The sequence below is a fragment of the Pseudoalteromonas amylolytica genome (genome assembly GCF_001854605.1).
GTDB classification, from domain to species: Bacteria; Pseudomonadota; Gammaproteobacteria; order Enterobacterales; family Alteromonadaceae; genus Pseudoalteromonas; species Pseudoalteromonas amylolytica.
In genome coordinates this window covers 173,102-196,184 of the sequence record NZ_MKJU01000027.1, presented here as the reverse complement: position 1 = coordinate 196,184, position 23,083 = coordinate 173,102, and the positions used below count along the sequence as shown (strand labels likewise).

Below are 23,083 nucleotides of genomic sequence, written 5' to 3'. Positions count from 1 at the left end.
TGTTTAAACGCTAGAGCAGACACCACTCAGTATGATTAAGCTGACGTTTTAGTCAGCCATTTAATAAAGCTTCTTGCATCACTTGGTGAGGCAAAACGGGTATTTCTCATACCCATTTTATCGGCAAAGATAACATTACTTTTATTTACTGAGATTGACAGCACAGGCTGTGCAATTTGGATCACAGATCCGTTATATTCATATGACATAGAAAACTCACAAATTTATGTCGAAAATCGACAAATTAATTAAATAAGCTTCACTACAGTGTTGACGATATTCCCATCGATTAACGCCTAAAAAGGCTCGGTCCAGCCACGAGGATATTCTGGCTAAGTGGTCGCCGTACAATAATTCAGCTTTTGATTTTTTAATGCTGGCTTACTGGATCAGGGTAAGAAAGGACATTATAAACTGACCGCACGCATAGGTAGCGTTGGCCCAAGGGAAGAAATCTACCACCGAACCCAAATAAAAAGCAAGCAATTTTTGTTATTTTTTAAAATTCCAACAATATTGCCTGCTATGGTATCCAAATAACTGGCTTTATAAACCTGTCACCTTCGACAGATGTGTGCCTAGAGTTAGATCAATTTGACTGCTTGGTGCCTGTAATTCCACCAGAGCGTCATCAAAGTCTCCCTTACTAAAATGGTCATAGATATTGTTAGATAACGCATACGGCTCACTGGGCATACCTAAAAACGGAAATATCATTCGATCAAGTTCACCGTCTGCGTCTTTATCATGGATCACATTAATGGCGTACTTACCCGCAGGTATATTCTCAAACACAACGACCGTATTTGGTGCAACTGGCGCAACTACTTTTTTTAAAAAATGCTGTGCTTTAGGGTCATTAATGTTTAGATCTGCATGGTAATCAGCGCTGTTGTCGTGGATCATTACCAGCAGCTGTCCTTCTTCACTCGTTACATTGCTTATATTTACAATCAGCCTAGTTGCGTCCCCTGGCGTTGGGTTTATGCTCAGTTTACTGGTTGATTGACAACCGCTCAAAACAATAGCAGCTATAATCATTAATATATTTTTCATGCTTATCTCCTTATAGTTTGAGTGATTAAATTAGCAGCTCTACACCTTGATAAATATGATTAAGGCAAGGTATTTTTGTAAAAAAATGTAGTGCGTATCACTGCTTTACCATCATGACTTTCAATATTTATAAGGCAATTTTGAATGACTAAACCTCGTATTACTATACATTACTGTGTGCTATGTCAGTGGTTATTACGAAGCGGCTGGCTTGCCCAAGAATTACTTTCAACATTTTCTGATGAACTGCAAGAAGTCGCAATTTCGCCAGCATCAAAAGGCGTATTTCAGATTTACTATAATCACGAACTGATCTGGTGTAGAGAGCAAGACGGCGGCTTTCCAGAAGCTAAAATATTAAAGCGCAGAGTCAGAGATAAGTTAGATCCAGCCAGAAACCTTGGCCATATTGATAATTAGACGATTAAATCAAACGCATTTTGATTGATTATTAATCAACATTTAGTTAATTTAAATAAAACCTTTGAAACTGAGTATTAATAACATAAGGTTAACCTTAACAAATAACATGCATTCGACGTTGTTTTGCAATGTTCTCAATATGCTGTTATAAATCATCATAAAATAGGTACATCCATACAAACTGGATCAATAACAAAAATGAAATTCCGTTTTAGCCATTTTGAATTTGACTGCGAAGCTTTAGTTTTAACCAACAATGGTAAAGTATTCTCGCTAAATGAAAAACCTGCCAAATTGCTGGCTCTACTACTTACCAATGCTGAACATATTCACAGCAAAGATGAAATACTCGAAGCCGTGTGGCCAGGGCGTGAGGTCACGAACCAGGTTGTTTTTCAGAGCATTGGCCACTTAAGAGCACTGTTTGGTGATGATGCAATAAAGACTTTTTCTCGCAAGGGCTATCAATGGCAATTACCTCTCACCGAAGTGACTGACGATGAAGTCCCCTCCGCAACTTCACCTCAAGTTGAGACTCCCAAGCAAGCTGCAAACAATGACAATAACGAAGATCTCTCAATACCGTCAGCACCTGAAGATAACATCGCCACTGACACGCCAAAGCCTGCGTGGCCTCTGGCGGCTGCAACCTTGCTTGGCTTACTCGCTGGTGCTTACTTTTTTATATGATCTCTTACAGCCACCACGTCCGCAAGCTCTGGATTTAGCAAAATATTATGCTCAAAGATTCAGACTGTGGGCTAGTCGTAATTGACGTACAAGGTAAGCTTGCCAGAATCATTGATAACAGCGAGCAAACTTTACGCAACATAAGTGCACTCATACAAGGTGCTAAGGCCCTTGATTTACCAATCATCTGGCTTGAACAAACGCCCGAGAAATTAGGCCACACCGTGCCTGAGCTGGAAACGTTACTTTGCGATGAGCAAGTCATTACAAAAACCACTTTTAGTGGCTTCCTCAATCAAGCGTTTCAGACAAGGCTGGCCAATGAACAGAGGCGTCACTGGCTTATTTGTGGCATAGAAGCACATATTTGCGTTTACCAAACGGCAATGAGTCTATTGGATAATAATTTTGACGTTACATTGATAACGGATGCAATTGCGTCTAGAAACGTGCAGCACAAGCAGCTCGCCATACAAAAGCTTACACACTGTGGTGCACAACTGAGTAATGTAGAAATGCTCTTGTATGAGTTACTCGCCGATGCCAATCACCCTAAATTCAGAACCATATTGCAATTGATAAAATAGCGTGCCCAACGCGACAATCACACTATCAGAGTGTTCGCGATAGAACATTGACTGCATATGCATTAGTTCGCTTTTTTACTTTTTATGTGAAGGGAAAATAGGTTTATTGGTCGCTCAGTTCAATTGCCTGAGTGGCTAGAACGGTTTGCAAAGCTTCATCCATTTTTTCTATAAAATCATGCTTGTATGGATACCTATCGGTGGCGTCTTTAACATAGCCAATATGCGCAGTTCGCCTCAAAATAACACGATCTTCTACAATATTACTCAAGTCTAATTCCGGATGAATACGTTTAAGATTTCTTAATCCTAATAACGTAGAAAGCCTATCGTTAACGTAACAATCAATACGCTTTTTAGCTAACTTCATCACGTTCGAGAACGTATCTTTATTTTCCCAAAGGTGGATCTTGCTTTGCTTGTGAGCTTGTCTGAGCACATCATCAAGTATCATATAGCCCGCATTCAGCCCAACGTTGATAGGGGAAGCAGTCGTGTCTTCAGAGTCTATCCGCTTGAGTGAAAAGCCTTGATTACAAAATGCAACAATAACTTCTTCCAGTAGCGGTACTGAGTAAGGCCAAATAAAGGGCCGGCGTTTGATGTGAACATATGGAGGCATCAACGCAAACGCTTCACCATTTTGTAATGCTGAAACCCCCCTTTTCCAAGGCACCGGATGTAGTTCCACCAAGTATTTGTCGTCAATCAGTCGCGCAGCTTGTTTTACTAAATCAACATAAATACCTTTTAATTCTCCATTGCTGTAATAAGTATATGGAGGATAGCTCTCGTCCACTAAAATCGTGACACGATATTGAGGGTTTGCATGACTTTTCAACGTGATAAACATACACAACAGCAGTGTCATACTGATGTGAATAAGTGGTGGTAATTTATTCTGATACCCTGCAATCATAAATATCTTCTAGGTTGTATTATGAACATGCCACACATGTGCCGCTGTGACTCTGTATCTGGACAACTCCAAAGCCCCAATGAAACTATAGCTCAAACATTCAGACGATGTTTAGGTGCCTTTCACTTTAATCAAGGAGCAATAATGACATGATAGCAAGTATGACCAATGGAGTTGCTTGGCAACCATTGGAGTCACACTCATTAAGTTAACGGATTTAAAGACGCGCTGAATTACACGCGTTGTCTATAATGCAGTAATTAGCAATGACTTACAGGCACAACAATGCGAAGCATTTTATCCTACCCATTGCCCAAAATAATGATGATTTATTTAATGTTTTGTCCACCGCTTTTGGCGGCTGAACGCACCGTTACATGGGCTGACATTCAAGCGCTCGAAGCTCAACTAAAAGAGCTAAAGGCCAGGTTCTTAAAACAAAATCCAAACGTTCTCGACATAAAATCACCCAAACCCAGTGTCTCAGCTAGTACACAGAAAAATCATTCTCAAGTCGATGTATACGCCACGATAAGACCCACATTCGGTATTATTGATGAACAATCTTACAGTTACTGGGATGTGAGAGACGCGCTGTCTCATGCAGGCATTAAGGCTGCGACAGAATTTGCTACTGGATGGTCTGCTCAACTCCATGGTGAATGGAGCATTGATTTAGCAAATCAAGGGAACTTTGGTAAATCTCGACGTGTTTACACCGCAATCAGCACGCCATTTGGGCGCTTTGGGATAGGCAAGCAAAGACCACCTCAGTATCTTTTTATTGCCGAATATGTAGATATTTTTAATCATGCGAGTAGCCCTTTTGCATATGACCCACAAAGCATCTTCTTTGTCGATAATTTAATATCCTATCGCTTAGACAGTGACCCCTTCACGTTTATCGCTGTGGGTCAATATGCGGGAGATACAGACGACAATCAAACCGACTTGTTCAATGTAGGGGTAAGCTATGATGTTAACGGGCTTCATGCTGCGCTTACCTATCAGCAAAACGATGTCCATGTAGAAAAAGTTTACCTAGGTGAAAACAGGGTCTGGGCAACATCTTTGGCTTATCAATTCAACCCCCGACTCTATGGCGCAATATCATATCAAGCAAAGGACTACCGACGTGTCGCTGTAAGCGAAACTCGCAAAGGGCATACTATTGATTTTTCTATGGCATATCAATTAGCTACAGATTACAAGCTTAAAACAGGTTTCTTTGAGTTTAATGACGGTTATCATTTTGACGATACCAGTAATCAAAGTTTTGATGGCTTTAATATTACTTTGGAATGGCTTCCTACCCCTCCACTGAGGGTACATTTGGAATATTTAAATAAGTCTTACTTCTATCGCTCCGATATTGAGTCTTTCTCCGTCGGTTTACGATATGATTTTAAACGACATTGGCAATTCAACTAAACTTGCAATTGTGCTGTTCAAACACTTTACTTACTTTAGATATATCACTTACAGCAATCTCAAGCTGGCGATTTGTGGCCTACCGTTAACATGAGACAACACGGCTAGTTTACACAAATATTCTGCGACTTTTTATCAGGTAAAATGAATATATTCACGATTTGTGAATCTATGTAACAGGTGCTAAATGGCTATATCAACCACTCCACAATCGATTAATCTTAGTGCTAAAAGTTGGTACTTGGTTGCTTACGCTCAAAAAGTCACTCGTCCTCTTGGTTTAGTTGGTGCTCTATTTGGCCTTGCCGTGTTACTGGGTTATACATTTGAAATTGAAGTTTTATATCGTCCATTTGCATATGGCCCAGCCACCAATCCAGCTACCGCGTTATGTATATTCGTTATTGGAATTATGCTCACCCTAAGCAACAAGGCTAAACAAATACCCTACCTCATTATTCTGCCCTCTTGTGTCGTCATGCTTACTATCGTGAGAATGCTGGATATTTTCTTAGAATCGTCAGCGCTTATCAGTTTGACCCCGTTCTCTCATATCGTAGAAGTTGAGCTGTTAGCGGGCAAAAGCAATACGATGGGCTTAAACTCAAGCGTTATGTTATTGGGATTCGCACTCAGCCAAGTGTTTTACAATCTAAACTATATACTTATTTCTCAGAGTTTTGCGTTTATCTCATTGGCTATTCCGATGACTTCTTTGACTGGTTACGCCTACAACATTGATAACTTCTACGGACAGATGTCTATTATAACAACCACTATAGGACTTGCTTTAGCAGTTGCCTGTTTAACTACCACTGCTAACTGTGGTGCTTTAAGAGCAATTTTAAGCCCCTACATTGGTGGGAAAATAGCCCGACTGCAAACAGTAGTAGGCTATGTATTTCCCACTGTGATGGGATATCTGCTAGTTAAAAGCCTTAGCAACCGTGAAAGCGACTTGATAGGGCTTTTTGTCGTTGCTACCTGTTGGATTATTATTCTCATCGTGGCTGCCTCGGCTATTTTTCATGATCGCAGTGACCGAAATCGTAGAATTGCCGAGAGCCATCTGTTCCAAGCTACAATGAAAGAGCCTCTTACGGGTCTGCCAAACCGTATCAGGTTTAATCAGGTTGCGGCACAAACATTCACTGACATTGAAAACACGAACCAAAACATGTGGCTGTTCATTATCAATCTCGATTTATTTAAAAAAGTAAACGATCTAGGCGGCCATGACGTCGGAGATAGGGTGTTGATTAAAGTCGCCAACACGATTCAAAGTTCTGTTCGAGCAGAAGATCTGGTTAGTCGAATTGGCGGGAAAGAGTTTGCTGTCATCTTGAAAAACTTAGACTCACAGACCGCATATGCCATAGCACAGAGCATACGACAAAACATCGAGAATATGTTTATCGAATATTGGAGCGAACAGCATGGTCCGATCACAGCTTCAATAGGGTGTAGTTCAAGTTTGGGTCAAAACAACATAAAACACATTCATAAAGTTGCTGATATGGCGCTGCATCAGGCCAAAAATAATGGTCGTAATCAGGTGGTATTCCTGCCACAGGTAAGCGATGTTTAATATGAATACAGAATATGTTGGCTGGCCAATAAGATAATCTATTTGCCAGCCAACACTCATTCAATCGATACTGTTAGAAACGATACGCAAAACCTACTGTTGTACTCTTCCACTTCTGGTCATAAGCGATAGCAACGTCAAAGTCAGGTAAGATTTGATGATCTACAAATACTGTGAAGTTGTCATTCAGTTGATATTCAACCCCAATACCATAACTCAATCCTCCTCGAGTCCAGCTACTTTCGTTGTGATATTCCAGTACTACGTTACCTAATTCGTTCGTTTGGATGCCTTTACTTTCAAACTCAATTTTGGAGCGCGTGTATCCAGCTAAACCATAGACGTTCAGCCCATCAGCAATTGGGTAAGTTAGTTTTAACAAAAGTGAACTTTGCAGATCCATATCTTCCTTATAAGAATGCGAGAAATCAGTCGCTGTAGTCCTCGCTAACACCCCCGATGTCCCCGTTGCAAATCGCCCCTCAAAAGCAACGTACTCATTCAGTTGATAACCCAACACAATCCCCGCAGTGTTAAAATCATTGCCCGGAGCATCAATATCTTGTTGGTTATAAAGAGCACCGACGTAAACATCACTTGCCATTGCATTTTGAGTATAAGCCGCTCCAAGCATAATCATGGCTGCAGGTAATAACACTTTCATTTTTAGCCCTTTCTTAAAATTCTGAGTAATAATTCAATTTTGTTAGAAGTGCTAACAATCGAGTGAGAAATTAACTTATATTTCAGTAAATTAATATTCCTATATTGTAAAAGTTTGTTCGGGTTATGGGGTCAGCGATGCGCAGCTTTGGATAATACGTATTTCACCTATCATAAAGTTGCGAATTAATGCAATTGCCCCTAAAGTGGACAAGCGCTTTGGTATCACTCAGGAAGGACTGTATGAATACGCTCATTTTCATCGCTGGTGTGATAGGTCTGATCACGTTTTGTATCCATGTATTTGCAGGGCAAATCGACCCTGTTAGACCTTTTCTAAACTCAAATCTTGCCGACATTCCCAAAGCCACTTTGCTGGCATGTTGGCATATGGTCTCTCTTACCCTGTTGCTCGGTAGTTTATCTTTGAGCTACATTGGCTGGCACAACTTATCTACGTACAACACTGTCGTCATGGCTATGTCTATCAGCTATATGTTGTTCGCAACCGTATTTATTGTGGTCGGTTGGTATTTTTTCTCTGCCAAGGTATTTGTAAAATTACCTCAGTGGGTACTGTTGCTGCCTATTGGTTTGCTCAGCTTGGCAAGGGTGCATCTATAATGGATGTATCTATGGTTGGATTAAAACAGCACTTTAAACGTGGCTCCTCCAAGTTCATTTTTACACTTGACCGTTAAGTGGGCTTGATGGCGATGCGCTATTTCTTTCACAATTGCTAACCCCAGCCCACTGCCAGTTAATACAGACTGCTCCTTGCGCCAAAAACGTTCAAACAACTTGTCTTTGTTTTCTTCATCAATACCGGGGCCGTTATCTAAGACTTCAATGTAGTTATTTGACGTTCGAACGATAATGCTGGCTTTATCTTTGCTGTGCCGAAGTGCGTTTTCAATCAGGTTTTTAACCATGATATGTACAGCCGCCTTATCGGCTTGAACTAACTCACCACTTTCATCGGGTTCCAATGACAACTCTTTATCCAACGAGACCGCCAGAGGTGCCAACATCATACATACCTCCTTACTGAGCATCAGTAAACTCAGTGGGCTTCTTTCATTGCCAAACTGCCTTTGTGCGCGTGATAAATCCAATAGCTGTTGTACAACCCGAGTCATATATCCCACATCAGCTAACACCCCTTCACTCGTCGCACTATCCATATCAGCGAGCTGCACCCGCGTATTAAGCACTGCCAGTGGCGTTTTTAATTCATGAGCAGCGTTGGCAACAAAACGTTTTTGTTCATCAAAGCCTGTTTCTACGCGATCCATCGCCTGATTAAGTGAATTTACGATCGGTTGAATTTCTATTGGTAAACCGTGCGAGCTTAAGCGAAAACTCAGCTGCTCTGGCGTAATCGCTTCAAGCTGACTGGCAACCTCTCTTACTGGACGTACAATTGAACGAATGGATAAAAACCCCACCAACATAAACACCACAAATGCAGCTACCATAGTCACTATTGATACCTGACTTAGCACAGGCATCACCGCTTCATTGGCAAACTCGCCAATCAAGTCGTTGCGTGCAAGGTCGACATAAACCGCTGTTCCCTGTACGTCATACTCAAGACGGTAACGGTCAATGCCTGCTTGATGGGAGTACCCCTTTGGTAAAGCGGAATCCAGCGCCGCCAACGCCTGTGAGCCGGCCTCAGACGAGATTGAATTCAGTATTACTTGGCCACTATTTTGCTCTACTACCCGAAAAGCAAGGTTATTAAATAATGCATCATAGCCCCATTTCTCAGCGACATTTTCTGGGTGATATTGCAGCCGTTGCTGCTCATCGAAATGCAATTGCTGAACAATGTCTTCGCTCATGCCATACATGCTGCTTTCAACCGCTAAGTTAGCGAAATTGATGGAAAACAAATACAAAGTGACCCCGATTAAGGTGAATACGGCGGAGCCTATTAGTAAAAAGTGCAGATAGATCTTTTTAGCAAGCGAATGTTGGCGAAAGTTCATGTCAGAATATACCCAATGCCGCGTAAGGTTTTTATGGTAGAGTCAGCGCAAGCAGCTTCAAGCTTCTTACGAATACGGTGTACTGCCACTTGAATTGCATTGTCCGTTACCTCAAACCCCAGCGCATAAATCGCATCATATAACGCGTCTTTACCCACAGTCAGTCCAGCATTTCGCAACAAATACTCCAAAATAGCGACCTCGGTCTTGCCCATACTCAGGTTGCTGCTGCCCACCATTACCCGCCTTGCTTTGGTATCTAACGCTAAATTGCCCTGAGCTAGCAAGTTTCCGGTGTAACTGTTTGGCCTTCTAAGTAATGCCCTCAGGCGGGCTTTGAGCTCATCAATTGAAAACGGCTTATTTAGGTAATCATCCGCGCCTAAATCTAACCCTTTGATTCTGTCATCAACACTACCACGAGCGGTTAAAATCAAGATGGGTACTGGGTTATGCCCTTGGCGAATACCTTGAATTACTTCTAAGCCATCCTGATCTGGCAAGCCAAGATCAAGAATAATGGCATCGTATTGCCAGCATGACAGCAATGCCCAAAGTTGAGACGCATCGTTGGCAACATCAACAGCATGTCCGTCTTGAGCAATTGCTTGTTGTATAAATTGTGCAAGCTGTTGGTTATCTTCGGTGATCAATATACGCATTTGGCGTTCAGTTTCCTTGCTAAACGTTACACTCAGCATGTTGTAATGCCCTCTTTGGTATGCACCCATGGATCACTATTGGCATAACGAACAGTATTACCAGCGTGGATGAAACCAACCCACCGATCACGGCCCAAGCTAATGGAGGCCAAAGAGGACTGCCACTAAAGGTCAGCGGCACCATGCCAATGATGGTTGTGAGTGTAGTTACTATAACAGGTCTGATCCGACTTTGTACCGCTAACTGAATAGCTCGTTTTTCACTCATGTCTTGCGCTAGGTTTTGCAACGTCGCATCAATTAGCAAGATGGTACTGTTGACCACAATACCTGTTAGTGCAAGCACGCCTAAAATTGACATAAAACCAAACGGTATACCCACCAAAGCTAACATTACAGGTGCCCCTAAGATGCCAAAAGGAATACTCAACACGACCACGCTCATCCACCTCAGTGAGTTAAATTGAACGATTAGGGCCAAGAGCAACAAAGCGATACCAGCCGGTAAGGTAGTCACCAAGGCTTGGTGAGCATTGTGGGCCTCTTCCAGTTCTCCACCAAACTCCAGCCGTACGCCATAGTGTGCGGCGATAGCCAATAATTCTGGCTGCAATGTTTCTAGTAATTGCTCTTCATCCACCCCAGATGCAACATCACTTTTGATAGTTAACACTGGAGAGCCATTCATTCGCTGTGAAAAACTGGGGGCACCGCGCATATTTTGGCTTGCCAGTGCGGCCAATGGCACAACATTTCCAGCGGTATTAATGATTGGCGTGTTCAATAAGTCCGTACTGCTTTGTGAGGCCTGTGAGTCATAAATCACCAGATCGATTGGCTCGTGTAAAAAATGCAGCTTAGTCGCCACCAACCCAGAGCTTCTCCAAGCAATATATTGGCTGACTTGTGATTCTAGCAACCCCTGCTGTATCAGCAGTGACTCATCAAATTGTATATTCAGCTGAGTGCTACCGTACGTGTAGCCACGACTTAAATTTGTTAATGCTTTATGCGTTCGCAATCGTTCCAGTATGACCTCTGCGGCCCTCATGCTTTGAATGCGGTCATCACCCAGTATTCTTAGTTCAACGGGGCTTTCGATAGGCGGCCCTTGACCTAGTTCTCTTGCATGTATCACCAACGCCTCAAACTTCGTTTTAAGAACCTGATTAAGCTCACTGACCAGCGCTTTAACTGAAACGCCTTTATGTGTTTCAAATACCACTCTGGCGACATGTGCTTCACTGGGCTGTTGTACTAGATTGTAATAAAAACGTGGCCCCGAAAACCCAGCAAACATCCAGGTTTTAGTGATATCATCCCGCTCATTTAGGTACTGCTCAACAGCTCGCCCTATATTTGTGGTATTTGCAATATGACTACCTATGGGCAGCTGAATATCAACATACGCCTGATTTCGGTTTGTTTTTGGAAAGAACTCACCAGGTTGTGACTTAACGTTTATCAATACGGCTATGGCCACAGCACAATATAACAGTGTACGTCTGGGCGCATTGAGTGACGCGTAGGCTATTCCGCTACCAATCGTTTCTAGCCTATCCTTAGACGCCTGCTGAGCACGGCGTAACCATGCAATCTCTAAATTCAATAGCTGAAATAAAACCGGTATCAAGGTCAACGATATTAAATAGCTGGCGATGATGCACAAGATCACCAACAGGGGAATTGTTGCTATAAAATCAGCGACACTGCCTTTTGCCAGCAACATAGGCACAAATGCAGCAACCGTGGTTAATGTTGCACAAGCCAGTGGCCCTTTGAGCTCTGTTACAGCTTTAATTGTAGAATCAAATTTGCTTTGTCCTTGCTCTAAAAAATGAGTTATCCGCTCAGTGACAATAATACCGTTATCAACCATCAACCCCAAAGACAATACTAACCCTGCGATGGTCATTTGATGGATCACACCATCAAATGAGGTAAACACAGCTATCACGCTCAGTACCGCAGCTGGAATAGATAAAGCAACGATCAAAGCACTACGCACTGACATTAAACATAGCAGCACTAGGACTACACCTGTCACACTCAAAAGTAGCGACTGCATCAAGCCTTCAATGCGCTTAACAGAGAACTCAGGTTGAAACAATTCGATGCTCACTGGCGCTTGAGTGTAGCGCGCGTTGATCTGCGCTATAAGTGATTTAATCTCCTCACCTACGAGTTCAACGTCTACAGCATTTGGCACTAAGGTAATAGCAAGTCCTAATACTTGCTTACCATTTTTCCAAAATAGCTCATCTGCTAGTGGGTTTGTCCGATAGTGAATATCAGCAATACTCGACAACGGTACATACGCACCGCTTGGGGTCAGTATCTGTTTTTGTGACAGATAGTGTACATCGCTCAGCCTATCAACAGCGCCAAGCCCCATCCCTGTCATGTTGCCTGATAGAGCGGCGTATAAATGTTGGCTGTTTGCCTGCTGTAACCGCTCAGCTAAATCCAAAGGAGACACTCCTGTGCTTAGCAGCTTAGATTTAGGAAAATCCACAGCTAACTGCAAGCCGGGATCACCCACCAAAGTAACGTTACGCACAGCACTTATAGCGAGTAATTGCTCACGTACCTTTAAGGCAAGTTGCCGATCTGATATTAGTCCGCCACCACTATCTATAGACAACAGGATCCCTTGCGTATCTTGTGCCCTGTCAACAATGTCGATTTGGGCATTATGAATGGTGCTTTGTAACTCGGCCAAGCGCTCTTTGATCCTTTGCCAGAGTGCATCCGTCTGGTACTCATCTTCTTGCAACTCAACATCCACTGTTGCGGATCCCAACTTTACCCGTACGTTGAGGCGGCTAATCTCATCGATACTGCTCAACGCTCGTTCGATGGGCTTTACGATAGAGTCCGTAAGTTGCTGCACACTCGCGCCTGGGCTAGACACCACAATAAAGCCATTTCTGTACGCAAAATGTGGATCTTCTTGCTTACTCGCAAAATGCCAGCCCGCAATGCCTGTTACGCAAAGTAGAAGCACCATACTCAGCGCCAATCGCGTGTTCAAATACCATGGCAGTCGATTTTTCACAGGCCTTCTCCTCATTTCTCAGAGGCTAAGTTCAGTGCCAACTTAGCCTCTGAAACAATCATCGCGTGCCCGCCCAAGTATTCGTTCGCACTGATCAAGAATGTATCTCCGACAGTGGCCACAGGCTTCACTAACACCTTTCGGGGAACCGCTTCATCAAGTAAAAGGTATGGACGATTAAATGGGTCGTAACGCAATGCATATGCTGACACTTCATAGAGAATGTCATCGCTCACAGGCAGTAAGAGCTGCACACTTCGGCCAAAGTGTTGCTCGCTGGTAAAGCTTTGCGAAGCGCTATCAAGTTCTATCGTCACTGTAAACCAAGGTGAGTGCGAGTTGCTCGGTAATGTGCGTTCCACCACACTCCCCTGCAGTTGCAGATCCAAACTCGGCACGGCTAAATTGACTAATGAGTCGCGTGATAATTTTAGCGCTTCTTGCTCAGGCAACTTGAATGCCACTCTATAAGCATCACTAGTTTGGAACCTAAGGATTGATTCACCGACCTTTACAAAGTCTCCAAGCCTTGTGTAAATGTCGCTTATCACACCAGCAGATTGAGCACGTATCTGATGATCAATTTGTAAATTAGCGATCTCCGTTAGCTGTGCTTGTGCGAGGTTCACCGACTGTAACGCTACTTCTTTGGCTGCTACTAGCCGATCCAAATCGGCCTCGCTTTGCAATCCCAAAGCCACCAACCTATTTGTCCTTTGCTGTTCCTCTTGTGCATTTTGCAGGCGAATTTTTTCCCGCTTCAACTTTGCTTTAGCAGCATCCAATTGCGCCTTCAACTCAGGAGAGTACAGTGTTACGAGCACATCGTTTTTGGCAACCTGCTGCCCAGCACTGACATGTAATTGAGCAACCCTTGCTACAGAAAATGAGGCGATATCAAAGCTTTCTCTACCTTCGATACGCCCATAAAACACTTTATTTGGTGCTTTATGAGCAACTTTTATCGGTAATGAAGCAGCCTCAAAATATAAATCTTTATTTTCAAATAAAACCGCTGCATTTACCTGAACGGCAACAGTGCACAGCAAAGAAGTAATTAGAAAAATTTTAGAAAACATAAACATAACCTAATATAATTTGAGCGTAGCCTGATTTATCTATCAAAGGTGAATCTTTGATTTCACTGGCGTAGCTGGTGTAACTAACATCAGCCTTAAGCATATGATGTTTGCCAAAAAACCAGTCTGAGCTCACGCCTATTTCATAACTTACAGAGCCATCACCTTGGTACAACGGACGGTTAATGCGAGCCTCTGTGGCACTTACACCATAGTAGTAATCCACTAAGTCTTCGCTTTCATAGCTTGCTGATATGTATGGTTTTACTGTACCTTTTTCGAAGCGAATTGGCGTACCAAAGCTCACACTGACCTCATAACCTTCATGGGTACTGGTCAAGTCGTGGATGAGCTCCAAACCAAACTCACCAAAATCGGTATCTAGTTCCGCCGACACGCCCATATCAAAACTCATATCTCTGTCTTCCATGCCAGCATAAAAATCTGCGTCGTCTGCTTCATAGCCATCCAAACGTAAATGGCCTGTGAGTGAAATTTCATAATTATCGGTGTCGATGATTTTGTAGTTAGCTCTGGGGCCAAGCAGTGAGAAGTTGCCATATTGAATTGCCAAAACGGGTACCAATATTGTTTCATTGCCTATGTCGATATAACCCTGATCTTGAGCAATCGCCGCAATTCCTACTCCCCAGCTAAATTCTTTATTATTTGCTTTAGGCTGTGCTATTGCCCCCGAACACGCCAATACCAATGTTGATAAAAATAGACCTCTAAACATCACTCATTTCCTTTTTTAGATTGTTTGTAAATTGAGCTAACCATTTGCTCAACAATATTTGTTATGGCTAATTTAGGTGCTCAAGCTTTCTACAAACTTACAGTTTGCAAAAAAGTCAGAATGGGAAGAGTGATACTCAAGAAACAAGCTTTATGCTCTGCATTGTACAAACCTAAAAATTTAGTGAGGCGTAGACATTACAAAAAGTTGCGATGCTAATTATTGCGGGGCCTATCTTCTTTGGCTATTTTTAAGACATTGCTCTAAAAACTTTGTGCTAAGGAAACCATGTGAAGATACTGTCTGTTGACGATAACCCGCAAAATAGAACGGTGTTAGAAAAGGCTCTCAATAAACAATACGATATCGTCTCTTCTGATGGCTCAGAGCCGATTATTCCTTTGCTGGAGTGCCACCAACCAGACGTTGTGTTGATGGATATTATGCTAGGGCAGTCTTATTCGGGTTACGATTTAACCAAAGAGATTCGAGCAACTCCCACTTTTGAAGAGTGTGAAGTCATCTTTATTTCAGCCTTGACTTCAAGCGAAGATAAACTTGCAGCCTATGGTAGTGGCGGTGACGATTACATTGCCAAGCCAGTCGATTTTAAAGAACTCAAAGAAAAACTAAAACGCGTCAAACTGCGTATCGAAGAACGTAACTCGCTCAAAGAGCAGTATGAAATGGCTTCCACAACCGCCTTTACGTCTATGCAGCAAGCCAGTGAGTTGGGGGAGTTAGTGACTTTTTTTACAGAAAACTTGCCAGTAACTGACATCAGCCAATTATTCAATAATATTAAGCGCTTTTTTAGCAATTCAGGTGTTAACTGCTGCGTTGAATTTAGAGTAGCGGGTGAGTTTTATCAGTTCCCCGAGCAAAGTCTCACCAACTTAGAAAGAGAAATTTTAGAATTGGGTCGTAGCGCAAAGCGTATTGTCCCATTCGGTGCCAATATTCTGTTCAATTCACCGCAGTGCTCCATGCTTGTGAAAGGTCTTCGTATCAATGATGAAGACGTAATTGGTCGCGTTCGAGATAATTTTGCCATTCTTTTGACCATCGTTGATAGTCGCATCGACTTCATTGAAGGTCAGATCGAAAAAGGCAATATTCGTAAAAAAGCACTGAATAACCTCAAGACTCAGCTGTTGGATGATTTCGGTACCATTAAAAACCTGTGCGAAAGTCAGGACAAGAAAATCGTCAAACTAGTGAATGACTTGTCTGAAGCAATCCAATTAAAAATCATTACCTTAGGTCTTGATGAAGAGCAAGAGTCAGAACTAATGTGTTTAGTAGACGAAACTAAGGATGTGGTTGAAGAAACTCTAGGGCTGTCGTTCGTGATTGAAGACAAGCTGTTTAATATTACCGAGCGACTAAAAACCGTTGAATAAAGCAAATCTGCATTTTATGCGATGCCCTCTAGAACGAATTTACTTCGAGCGCGCCTCGAACATGACAATTAGGCCAAAGCGACTGTGAAAGACTTGAGAAACAACTCTACCATTCTAGCGATAGATGATAACCCCACCAATCTAAAGCTTTTGCACAGGTTACTTAGTGCAAAAGGGTATAGCCATGTTCACTTGCTTACGGACTCCCGAGAAACCCTAAGCACATATAAAATGCTTCGCCCAGACCTGATCTTATTGGATATTAACATGCCATATATGGATGGTTTTGAGGTGATGGATGCGCTGTTTTCTTTGCAAGAGCCGCTCATGGCACCCATTATCGTTATTTCCGCGCAACAAGGCTCTGAGACAACTCTAACTGCGTTAGAAAAAGGCGCACGAGACTACATTACCAAGCCATTCGAGAGAAATGAGTTGTTACTACGAGTGCAAAATTTATTAGATGCGCACTTAGCACATAAGCTGCTTAATGATCAGGCTCAGGTACTAGAAAATATGGTGGAACTTAGAACCAAAGAATTGAACGATACACGCCTGAGTGTTGTGCAACGATTAGGTATGGCCGCTGAATATAAAGATGAAGAAACAGGCAACCATATTTTAAGAATGAGTCATTTATGCCAACTATTAGCGCAAAAAATGGGGTTACCCCCAAAAGACTGTGAACTCATCTTACATGCCAGCCCAATGCACGATATCGGCAAAATCGGCATACCAGATTCAATTCTTTTAAAACCTGGTGCTCTAGATGCACATGAATGGGAGGTAATGAAAACTCACGCTCAAATTGGCGGCCAGTTGCTAGGCGATGATGACTCTGACTTGATGATAATGGCTAGAAATATCGCACTCACTCACCACGAAAAGTGGGATGGTAGTGGCTACCCTAATGGCTTACAGCAAGAAAGTATACCAGTTGAAGGCCGAATAGCTGCCGTAGCAGATGTGTTTGACGCTCTGACTTCTCAAAGGCCATACAAACAAGCTTGGAGTATTCAAGAGGCTATTCAATATATTACAAGCCACAGCGGGACCCACTTTGACCCACAGGTTGTTGATGTATTCATTGCCCATATTGACGATGCCATACTCATTAAGAATCAATTTCAAGATGAATAACACAGTGCAAATACACACAAGGTTGCAACCTCGGCGCTTTAACCAAAGTACAGGAAGCACATAAGCATGTATCCAATACCACACTTACTCCACAAACTCATGCTCTTAAAAAAGCGTATTGGCCAAGAGAGTTTAGATCCGCATAAACTGCAAGAAACCATTAACAAGGTCAGCAAACTGATAGAAGAAATGTGCAGTGGCCAACGTGGTAGCGCAATTTATCCTGAATCGCTCATCCGAACGGTTTTCATCAACCAGTTGCATGCGTACCAGACAAACCCTAATACAGAATTAGCAAAATCAATAACCCGATCTATCGACAACATTTCCTATATTTTGTCTCAAAATCATATGTTCGCCAGAAGTATGCGCGTCGAAATGATGCAGGCAGGTCTGTTGGATTACCATGAAAACGTGGTTATTGTCGACGACAATATACAAGAAGCTGAGCAATTGATGGAGGTTTTAAACAACGCTGGATTCGATGTCTGTTCGGTAAAAAATGTAGCAGAGTTAGAATCGTTCCTGCATACACATCATGAGTATGACGCGTCTAGCATGGTTATTTTCAAATGGAATCAAGAACCCACCGAAACACAGCTTTATCCCAATATTACCAAAATAAAGAAAATGCTACCCCATGATGCGTCATTAATATTGATGTCGTCTGCTATTGATATACAGTTACGATTGAAGGTGCTCCGTGTTGGCGTTGATAGGTACATCCAACTACCAAGCCATGAGGTTTACATCGCTAATATCCTCAGTACCCTAACAGAGAATAATAAAGTCGAGCCCTACAGAGCGCTCATTATAGACGACAACCTAACTTCATTGACATTACACAGCACAATTTTACAAGGCCAAGGTTTTGAAACCATAGAGTTCAACAAACCGATGGAAGTATTTGAACATGTACATGAACTCAAGCCCGATGTGATCATCTTGGATTTCCATATGCCTGATATGATGGGACCAGAAATGGCGACACTGTTGCGTGAACAGCCTGACTTAATGAGTGTGCCTATCGTATTTTTATCTGTCGACTCCGACTACTCCTCCCAGCTCTATGCACTTAAAACTGGCGCAGACGACTTTCTTAAAAAGCCCGTTGACCATGACCACTTCTGTGGTGCGATTTCGGTGCGAGCACGCCGCTACCGCTTTAAGATGGCACTCAAAAAAAACCTGCAAAGAGAGGTTTATGAAAGAGACAAAGAGCACCTAGCAATTAACTCTCACGCTATCGTCAGTATTACCGATAGCAATGGTGATATCATCTATGTGAATGACTACTTTTGCCAAATAAGTGGTTACACAAAAGAAGAGCTCATGGGACAAAACCATCGCTTGATAAAATCGGATGTTCACAATAGAGAGTTCTACCACGACATATGGCAAACCATTTCTCGAGGAGAGGTTTGGAAAGGAGATATCTGTAATAAGAAAAAAAATGGCGGCCTATATTGGGTTCATTCCACCATCACACCGATGCTCGATCAAGAAGGGCATCCTTATCAATACATTTCGATTCGCACCGACATTACAACCAATAAAATGCTACAAGAGGCCTTAAAAGCAATGGTGATCAGCACATCCACAACGATGGGAGCTGAGTTCTTTGAAGAGACCACCATTGGCTTAACATTGGCCACTGGTGCAACTAGTGCCTTTATTTCTGTGCCTTCATCAAAGCCAAATACAATGAAAACTTTGTCATTGTTCCACAACGGAGAACACCTAGACTCATACGAGTATGATCTTGCTGGTACACCATGCGAGCAAGTAGTTAAGAACGGGTTATGTTTCTACGAAGAAAATGTTTATAAGCAATTTCCCAATGACCATTGGCTAAGAGAAAACCAAATTGAAGCTTATATAGCCGTACCACTGACATCAATAGAAGGAACAAGGTTGGGCCACGTTGGTTTGATGAGTAATCAAAAACTCTACAACTCCGACTACACTAAATCATTGTTAACGGTCTTTGCCGATCGCGTTTCGTTGGAATTACTCAGACTGCATAATGAAGAAAAACTCGTAAAAGCCAAAGAAGAAGCAGACAGAGCTAACCGCGCTAAATCCGAGTTTTTATCCAACATGAGTCATGAATTACGCACACCTTTAAATGCTATTCTTGGATTTGGTCAACTTCTTGAATCCTCTGAAGACTTATCAAAAAATGACGCCGATGATTTAGCTGAAATACTCAAAGCTAGCAGGCATTTGCTCAACTTAATTAACGAGATCTTAGACCTGTCAAAAGTCGAAGCTGGTAAGTTTAAAATCGACAATAAACGCACCGATATTTCTCAAGTCATTAAAGAGTGTACTAAATTAATTGAAGCAGATTGTAATAGTCGAGGCTTGACCTTGCACGTTGATAAACACTCACAGATAGAAGCTGTTTGTGACGGCCTTAGACTCAAGCAAGTGCTCTTAAATGTGCTTTCAAACGCGATAAAATACAACAAAAATAATGGTGAGATTCGCGTTGCCATAAATGAAGATAGCCACTTTTGCTCTATATCCATCACTGACTCTGGAATAGGTATTAGCGAAAAGGACTTAGAAAAAATTTACGAACCTTTCAATCGTCTAGGCGCGGAGGGCTCAGAAACAGAAGGCACGGGGATCGGGTTAACACTTACTAAGCAGTTAGTACACCTAATGAATGGGGAGCTATTAGTACAAAGTGAGCCTAGTGTGGGGAGCACTTTTACCATCAACTTATTGAAAAAGTGACAATGACGTATTGAGTGCAGTAACTCAATGATGAAAGAAGCGTGCTATGAGGTGTTTGCAAAAGATGAAGGCAGTTCAAACAACCCCCTACTCCTATGTGGTGATTTTACTCGTTTGCTTGTGCTTTAGTGCACTGTATTTGAGAGTCACAGAACAAACAAAGGAGAATAGCGCAACCACATCAGCAGCAACCCACCAAACCCACCTTGATAGTCAATTAAAACTACTGTCCTCTATAGCGAGAAAAATGGAGCCAAAAGCGGCGTTTTTAGCTTGGAAAAACAGCCTTGATGAAAGCCTACAGCATACAACCTCCGGCTACCTTATCACCATTGGTACGCAACGTGTGATCGACAGCACTGAGCAAATGGCAATAGATTCCCCAGCAATACAGGTCATAAGCAACGATGACCTGATTCTAGCTGCACTGACAGCAACAGAGCCCGTTTTTTTAAAAGTACAAGACTCTTTATTTGGCCTTATTAAAGCTTGTAATAGTGCTTCTGTAGCCGAAACACAGTGCTTTTTATATGCGCTGCAACAGCGGATAACTCAACCACCACAGCAGAGCCTACCTCAACAGCTCGTTTGGCTGCTATTCGCGTTTATATTGTCAGTGTCTATACTAGCCTACCTCAAGCTGCGTATACGTGGGCTTAAAAAGGCAATACAGAGCTTTCCAGATCCTCGTTCACTCAATGAGTTACAAGGTGATGAATTTTCAGTCATCGAACAGGGGATCTCATCTATCGAGGCTCAAAGTAATGCAGACAGCGTGCAATTAGAATCAGAGTTACACCAAAAAGATCTACTGTCAGTGCAACTTAAGTCGCAGTATTCACGCTTGTCAGCGATTATAAACACGGTCATAGATGGCGTGATCACCATCGACAAGCACGGCACAGTGGAGACCTTTAATCTGGCGGCGGAGAAAATCTTTGGTTATCGTGCTAACGAAGTCATCGGCAACAATGTAAAAATGCTTATGCCCACACCTTATCAGGATGAACACAATGATTACATTACTAATTATTTAGATACCGGAAACGCGAAAGTCATAGGCTCTGGTCGCGAGGTGTTGGGCCAAAGAGCAGATGGTGCACTCTTTCCTCTTGAGCTGTCTGTCAGTGAAATGAATGTGGATGGCGAGCGAATGTTCACAGGCGTTGTTAGAGATATTTCTGAAATAACAGAACAAAAATCCTTGCTCAGTGATCAAGTGTCGCGAACTCGGGCCATTATTGAAACTGTCATAGACGGTATCATCACCATTAATGAATACGGTGTAGTCGATAGCTTTAACCCCGCCGCAGAGAAGATATTTGGCTATACAGAACATGAAGTCATTGGGCAAAACATCAAAATGCTAATGCCAGCCCCTTATCAGCAGGAACACGATACCTATCTATCAAATTACAGAGACACAGGGATAAAAAAAGTTATAGGTTCTGGTCGCGAGGTTCTAGGGCGAAGAAAAGACGGCTCGGTTTTCCCATTATCCCTGTCGATAAGTGAAATGAACGTCGGTAAAAAAAGAATGTTTACTGGTATTGTTCGTGATATTACCGAACAAAAAAAGTATGAAATTGCACTAAGCCAATACCGTACAGACTTAGAGGAGAAAGTAAAACAACGTACCGCAGAATTAGAAACTGCCTCACAACAAGCTCAAGCCGCCAGTCAAGCTAAGTCAAAATTCTTATCAAGAATGAGCCATGAGCTTAGAACGCCACTCAATGCCATCATTGGCTTCACGCAAATTCTAGATGACGAACTTCTAACACCTGCTCAGCAAGACAGTTTGAATGAAATTTCCAAAGCGGGAAAAGATCTCATGACCATGGTGAACGAGATACTACAAATAGCAACTATCCAAACAGGTAACTTAGCAATCAGCAAAGAAGAAGTCCTGCTCAATGACAATATACAAGCTGCGATTAACCAATTATTACCGCAAGCACATAGCAAACACCTCACAATCACATTCGAGCAGACCACTCAGATATTTGTCAGCGCAGACTACACCAAATTAAAGCAGGTCATTACCAATATTCTAGACAATGCAATTCATTTCAGTCATGACGGTGGGACTATAAATCTTTCTTTGCAGACCCTTGATGAACAAGCACGTGTGATAATTGAGGACTTTGGTATAGGTATGTCACAGGACAAACTTACCAGCATCTTTGAGCCATTTGAACGTGGCTCAGATGCCTACTCTGGTGAGGAAGGAATAGGCATAGGATTAACCATCGCGAGTGAATTTTTACAAGCAATGGGAGGCACAATAACCGTCGAAAGTACCGAAGGCGAAGGCACCAAATTTACCGTTACGGTGCAACTGTTAAGAGAAGTCTATGACTGTCCCTCACAAGCCAGCTCAATACTATACATAGAAGACAATGTAACGAATAGAAAACTAATGAAGCGGCTCATCAACCGGGTTGACAATGTTGAGTATTTTGAAGCTGTAGACGGCGCAAGTGGTATTGATGCCGCATCACAAATCTTACCGAGCATCATACTGTTGGATATAAATTTGCCTGATATGTCTGGCTATGATGTTTTTAAACTTTTGAAGGAAAATGATAAAACGAAGAATATTCCAGTTGTAGCCGTTTCAGCCAACGCCATGGCAGCAGATAAAGAAAAGGCAACCGAGCTAGGTTTTACAGATTACATAACCAAACCCATTGAAATGAATGAACTTAAATCAGTACTAGAGACCCTATTGATCTAATCTTGCTTGCTATTTTGCCTAATACACAAAGTAAATAGCTGGTTATTTGAGTCAGCGATTACAGAGCTTACTAAGGAAATAATGAATCATCAGTAACTATATTCTGTGCCTTTTGTCGACCTATAGAGGAGAGTTGGGAATTGAATTTGCGCTTTTCTAGATTCAT

At 42.3% G+C, this 23,083-nt stretch carries 19 protein-coding genes; 10 read left to right on the top strand and 9 right to left on the bottom strand.

Annotated features, from left to right (window positions below; genetic code table 11):
- Nucleotides 1-35 precede the first annotated feature (35 nt).
- Nucleotides 36-209 carry a hypothetical protein gene (locus BET10_RS21500; protein ID WP_170829151.1) on the bottom strand — a complete coding sequence of 58 codons (174 nt, stop codon included), beginning with the start codon at nucleotides 207-209 and terminating at the stop codon, nucleotides 36-38.
- A 337-nt stretch (nucleotides 210-546) separates the two neighbouring features.
- Nucleotides 547-1,056 (bottom strand): DUF2141 domain-containing protein, encoded by a 510-nt coding sequence (locus BET10_RS12910; protein ID WP_070985997.1) that lies wholly within the window; start codon nucleotides 1,054-1,056, stop codon nucleotides 547-549.
- Between the two features lie 144 nt (nucleotides 1,057-1,200).
- Here BET10_RS12910 and BET10_RS12905 point away from each other — a divergent pair, with 144 nt between their 5' ends.
- The 3 genes from BET10_RS12905 (at nucleotide 1,201) to BET10_RS12895 (ending at nucleotide 2,756) form a co-directional block, all read left to right on the top strand.
- Nucleotides 1,201-1,476 (top strand): Rdx family protein, encoded by a 276-nt coding sequence (locus BET10_RS12905; RefSeq protein WP_070985996.1) that lies wholly within the window; start codon nucleotides 1,201-1,203, stop codon nucleotides 1,474-1,476.
- Between the two features lie 201 nt (nucleotides 1,477-1,677).
- Entirely contained in the window at nucleotides 1,678-2,169 is a 492-nt protein-coding gene (locus BET10_RS12900) for a winged helix-turn-helix domain-containing protein (protein WP_070985995.1), read from the top strand.
- A 47-nt stretch (nucleotides 2,170-2,216) separates the two neighbouring features.
- Nucleotides 2,217-2,756, top strand: a complete 540-nt coding sequence (locus BET10_RS12895; RefSeq protein ID WP_070985994.1) for a hydrolase — start codon at nucleotides 2,217-2,219, stop codon at nucleotides 2,754-2,756.
- A 103-nt stretch (nucleotides 2,757-2,859) separates the two neighbouring features.
- Here BET10_RS12895 and BET10_RS12890 read toward each other — a convergent pair whose 3' ends face one another.
- Nucleotides 2,860-3,675: a substrate-binding periplasmic protein gene (locus BET10_RS12890; protein WP_240503698.1), complete on the bottom strand. Its 816-nt coding sequence runs from the start codon at nucleotides 3,673-3,675 to the stop codon at nucleotides 2,860-2,862.
- A 285-nt stretch (nucleotides 3,676-3,960) separates the two neighbouring features.
- Here BET10_RS12890 and BET10_RS12885 point away from each other — a divergent pair, with 285 nt between their 5' ends.
- On the top strand, nucleotides 3,961-5,106 hold the full coding sequence (locus BET10_RS12885) for a porin (RefSeq protein ID WP_070985993.1): 1,146 nt from the start codon (nucleotides 3,961-3,963) through the stop codon (nucleotides 5,104-5,106).
- 187 nt (nucleotides 5,107-5,293) lie between these two features.
- Entirely contained in the window at nucleotides 5,294-6,694 is a 1,401-nt protein-coding gene (locus BET10_RS12880) for a GGDEF domain-containing protein (RefSeq protein WP_070985992.1), read from the top strand.
- A gap of 73 nt (nucleotides 6,695-6,767) precedes the next feature.
- Here BET10_RS12880 and BET10_RS12875 read toward each other — a convergent pair whose 3' ends face one another.
- Entirely contained in the window at nucleotides 6,768-7,358 is a 591-nt protein-coding gene (locus tag BET10_RS12875; protein WP_070985991.1) for a porin family protein, read from the bottom strand.
- Nucleotides 7,359-7,600: 242 nt separating this feature from the next.
- Between BET10_RS12875 and BET10_RS12870 the strand changes: the two genes are divergently transcribed.
- Nucleotides 7,601-7,981, top strand: a complete 381-nt coding sequence (locus BET10_RS12870; RefSeq protein ID WP_070985990.1) for a hypothetical protein — start codon at nucleotides 7,601-7,603, stop codon at nucleotides 7,979-7,981.
- 20 nt (nucleotides 7,982-8,001) lie between these two features.
- Here BET10_RS12870 and BET10_RS12865 read toward each other — a convergent pair whose 3' ends face one another.
- The 5 genes from BET10_RS12865 to BET10_RS12845 are packed head-to-tail and all read right to left on the bottom strand — an operon-like array spanning nucleotide 8,002 to nucleotide 14,889.
- Nucleotides 8,002-9,351 carry a sensor histidine kinase gene (locus BET10_RS12865; protein WP_070985989.1) on the bottom strand — a complete coding sequence of 450 codons (1,350 nt, stop codon included), beginning with the start codon at nucleotides 9,349-9,351 and terminating at the stop codon, nucleotides 8,002-8,004.
- Nucleotides 9,348-10,013, bottom strand: a complete 666-nt coding sequence (locus BET10_RS12860; RefSeq protein ID WP_070985988.1) for a response regulator — start codon at nucleotides 10,011-10,013, stop codon at nucleotides 9,348-9,350. Before BET10_RS12860 ends, BET10_RS12865 begins: the two co-directional genes overlap by 4 nt.
- A gap of 19 nt (nucleotides 10,014-10,032) precedes the next feature.
- Nucleotides 10,033-13,071 (bottom strand): efflux RND transporter permease subunit, encoded by a 3,039-nt coding sequence (locus BET10_RS12855; protein WP_070985987.1) that lies wholly within the window; start codon nucleotides 13,069-13,071, stop codon nucleotides 10,033-10,035.
- An 11-nt stretch (nucleotides 13,072-13,082) separates the two neighbouring features.
- Nucleotides 13,083-14,150, bottom strand: coding sequence for an efflux RND transporter periplasmic adaptor subunit (locus BET10_RS12850; protein WP_070985986.1), 1,068 nt, complete (start codon nucleotides 14,148-14,150; stop codon nucleotides 13,083-13,085).
- Nucleotides 14,140-14,889 (bottom strand): MipA/OmpV family protein, encoded by a 750-nt coding sequence (locus BET10_RS12845; RefSeq protein ID WP_070985985.1) that lies wholly within the window; start codon nucleotides 14,887-14,889, stop codon nucleotides 14,140-14,142. Before BET10_RS12845 ends, BET10_RS12850 begins: the two co-directional genes overlap by 11 nt.
- 290 nt (nucleotides 14,890-15,179) lie before the next feature.
- On the opposite strand from BET10_RS12845, the gene BET10_RS12840 reads away from it, so the two are divergent.
- The 4 genes from BET10_RS12840 (at nucleotide 15,180) to BET10_RS12825 (ending at nucleotide 22,917) form a co-directional block, all read left to right on the top strand.
- Nucleotides 15,180-16,292, top strand: coding sequence for a response regulator (locus tag BET10_RS12840; RefSeq protein ID WP_240503697.1), 1,113 nt, complete (start codon nucleotides 15,180-15,182; stop codon nucleotides 16,290-16,292).
- An 84-nt stretch (nucleotides 16,293-16,376) separates the two neighbouring features.
- Nucleotides 16,377-17,432, top strand: coding sequence for an HD domain-containing phosphohydrolase (locus tag BET10_RS12835; protein WP_070985984.1), 1,056 nt, complete (start codon nucleotides 16,377-16,379; stop codon nucleotides 17,430-17,432).
- A gap of 66 nt (nucleotides 17,433-17,498) precedes the next feature.
- Nucleotides 17,499-20,177, top strand: coding sequence for a response regulator (locus BET10_RS12830; RefSeq protein ID WP_070985983.1), 2,679 nt, complete (start codon nucleotides 17,499-17,501; stop codon nucleotides 20,175-20,177).
- A 64-nt stretch (nucleotides 20,178-20,241) separates the two neighbouring features.
- Entirely contained in the window at nucleotides 20,242-22,917 is a 2,676-nt protein-coding gene (locus tag BET10_RS12825; protein ID WP_070985982.1) for a PAS domain-containing hybrid sensor histidine kinase/response regulator, read from the top strand.
- The last annotated feature ends 166 nt before the right edge of the window (nucleotides 22,918-23,083 follow it).

What these genes read in the sequence shown, in the direction of transcription:
- BET10_RS21500 (WP_170829151.1), bottom strand. Translation starts at nt 209, where the DNA reads ATGTCATATGAATATAACGGATCTGTGATCCAAATTGCACAGCCTGTG.
- BET10_RS12910 (WP_070985997.1), bottom strand. Translation starts at nt 1,056, where the DNA reads ATGAAAAATATATTAATGATTATAGCTGCTATTGTTTTGAGCGGTTGT.
- BET10_RS12905 (WP_070985996.1), top strand. Translation starts at nt 1,201, where the DNA reads ATGACTAAACCTCGTATTACTATACATTACTGTGTGCTATGTCAGTGG.
- BET10_RS12900 (WP_070985995.1), top strand. Translation starts at nt 1,678, where the DNA reads ATGAAATTCCGTTTTAGCCATTTTGAATTTGACTGCGAAGCTTTAGTT.
- BET10_RS12895 (WP_070985994.1), top strand. Translation starts at nt 2,217, where the DNA reads ATGCTCAAAGATTCAGACTGTGGGCTAGTCGTAATTGACGTACAAGGT.
- BET10_RS12890 (WP_240503698.1), bottom strand. Translation starts at nt 3,675, where the DNA reads ATGATTGCAGGGTATCAGAATAAATTACCACCACTTATTCACATCAGT.
- BET10_RS12885 (WP_070985993.1), top strand. Translation starts at nt 3,961, where the DNA reads ATGCGAAGCATTTTATCCTACCCATTGCCCAAAATAATGATGATTTAT.
- BET10_RS12880 (WP_070985992.1), top strand. Translation starts at nt 5,294, where the DNA reads ATGGCTATATCAACCACTCCACAATCGATTAATCTTAGTGCTAAAAGT.
- BET10_RS12875 (WP_070985991.1), bottom strand. Translation starts at nt 7,358, where the DNA reads ATGAAAGTGTTATTACCTGCAGCCATGATTATGCTTGGAGCGGCTTAT.
- BET10_RS12870 (WP_070985990.1), top strand. Translation starts at nt 7,601, where the DNA reads ATGAATACGCTCATTTTCATCGCTGGTGTGATAGGTCTGATCACGTTT.
- BET10_RS12865 (WP_070985989.1), bottom strand. Translation starts at nt 9,351, where the DNA reads ATGAACTTTCGCCAACATTCGCTTGCTAAAAAGATCTATCTGCACTTT.
- BET10_RS12860 (WP_070985988.1), bottom strand. Translation starts at nt 10,013, where the DNA reads ATGCGTATATTGATCACCGAAGATAACCAACAGCTTGCACAATTTATA.
- BET10_RS12850 (WP_070985986.1), bottom strand. Translation starts at nt 14,150, where the DNA reads ATGTTTTCTAAAATTTTTCTAATTACTTCTTTGCTGTGCACTGTTGCC.
- BET10_RS12845 (WP_070985985.1), bottom strand. Translation starts at nt 14,889, where the DNA reads ATGTTTAGAGGTCTATTTTTATCAACATTGGTATTGGCGTGTTCGGGG.
- BET10_RS12830 (WP_070985983.1), top strand. Translation starts at nt 17,499, where the DNA reads ATGTATCCAATACCACACTTACTCCACAAACTCATGCTCTTAAAAAAG.
- BET10_RS12825 (WP_070985982.1), top strand. Translation starts at nt 20,242, where the DNA reads ATGAAGGCAGTTCAAACAACCCCCTACTCCTATGTGGTGATTTTACTC.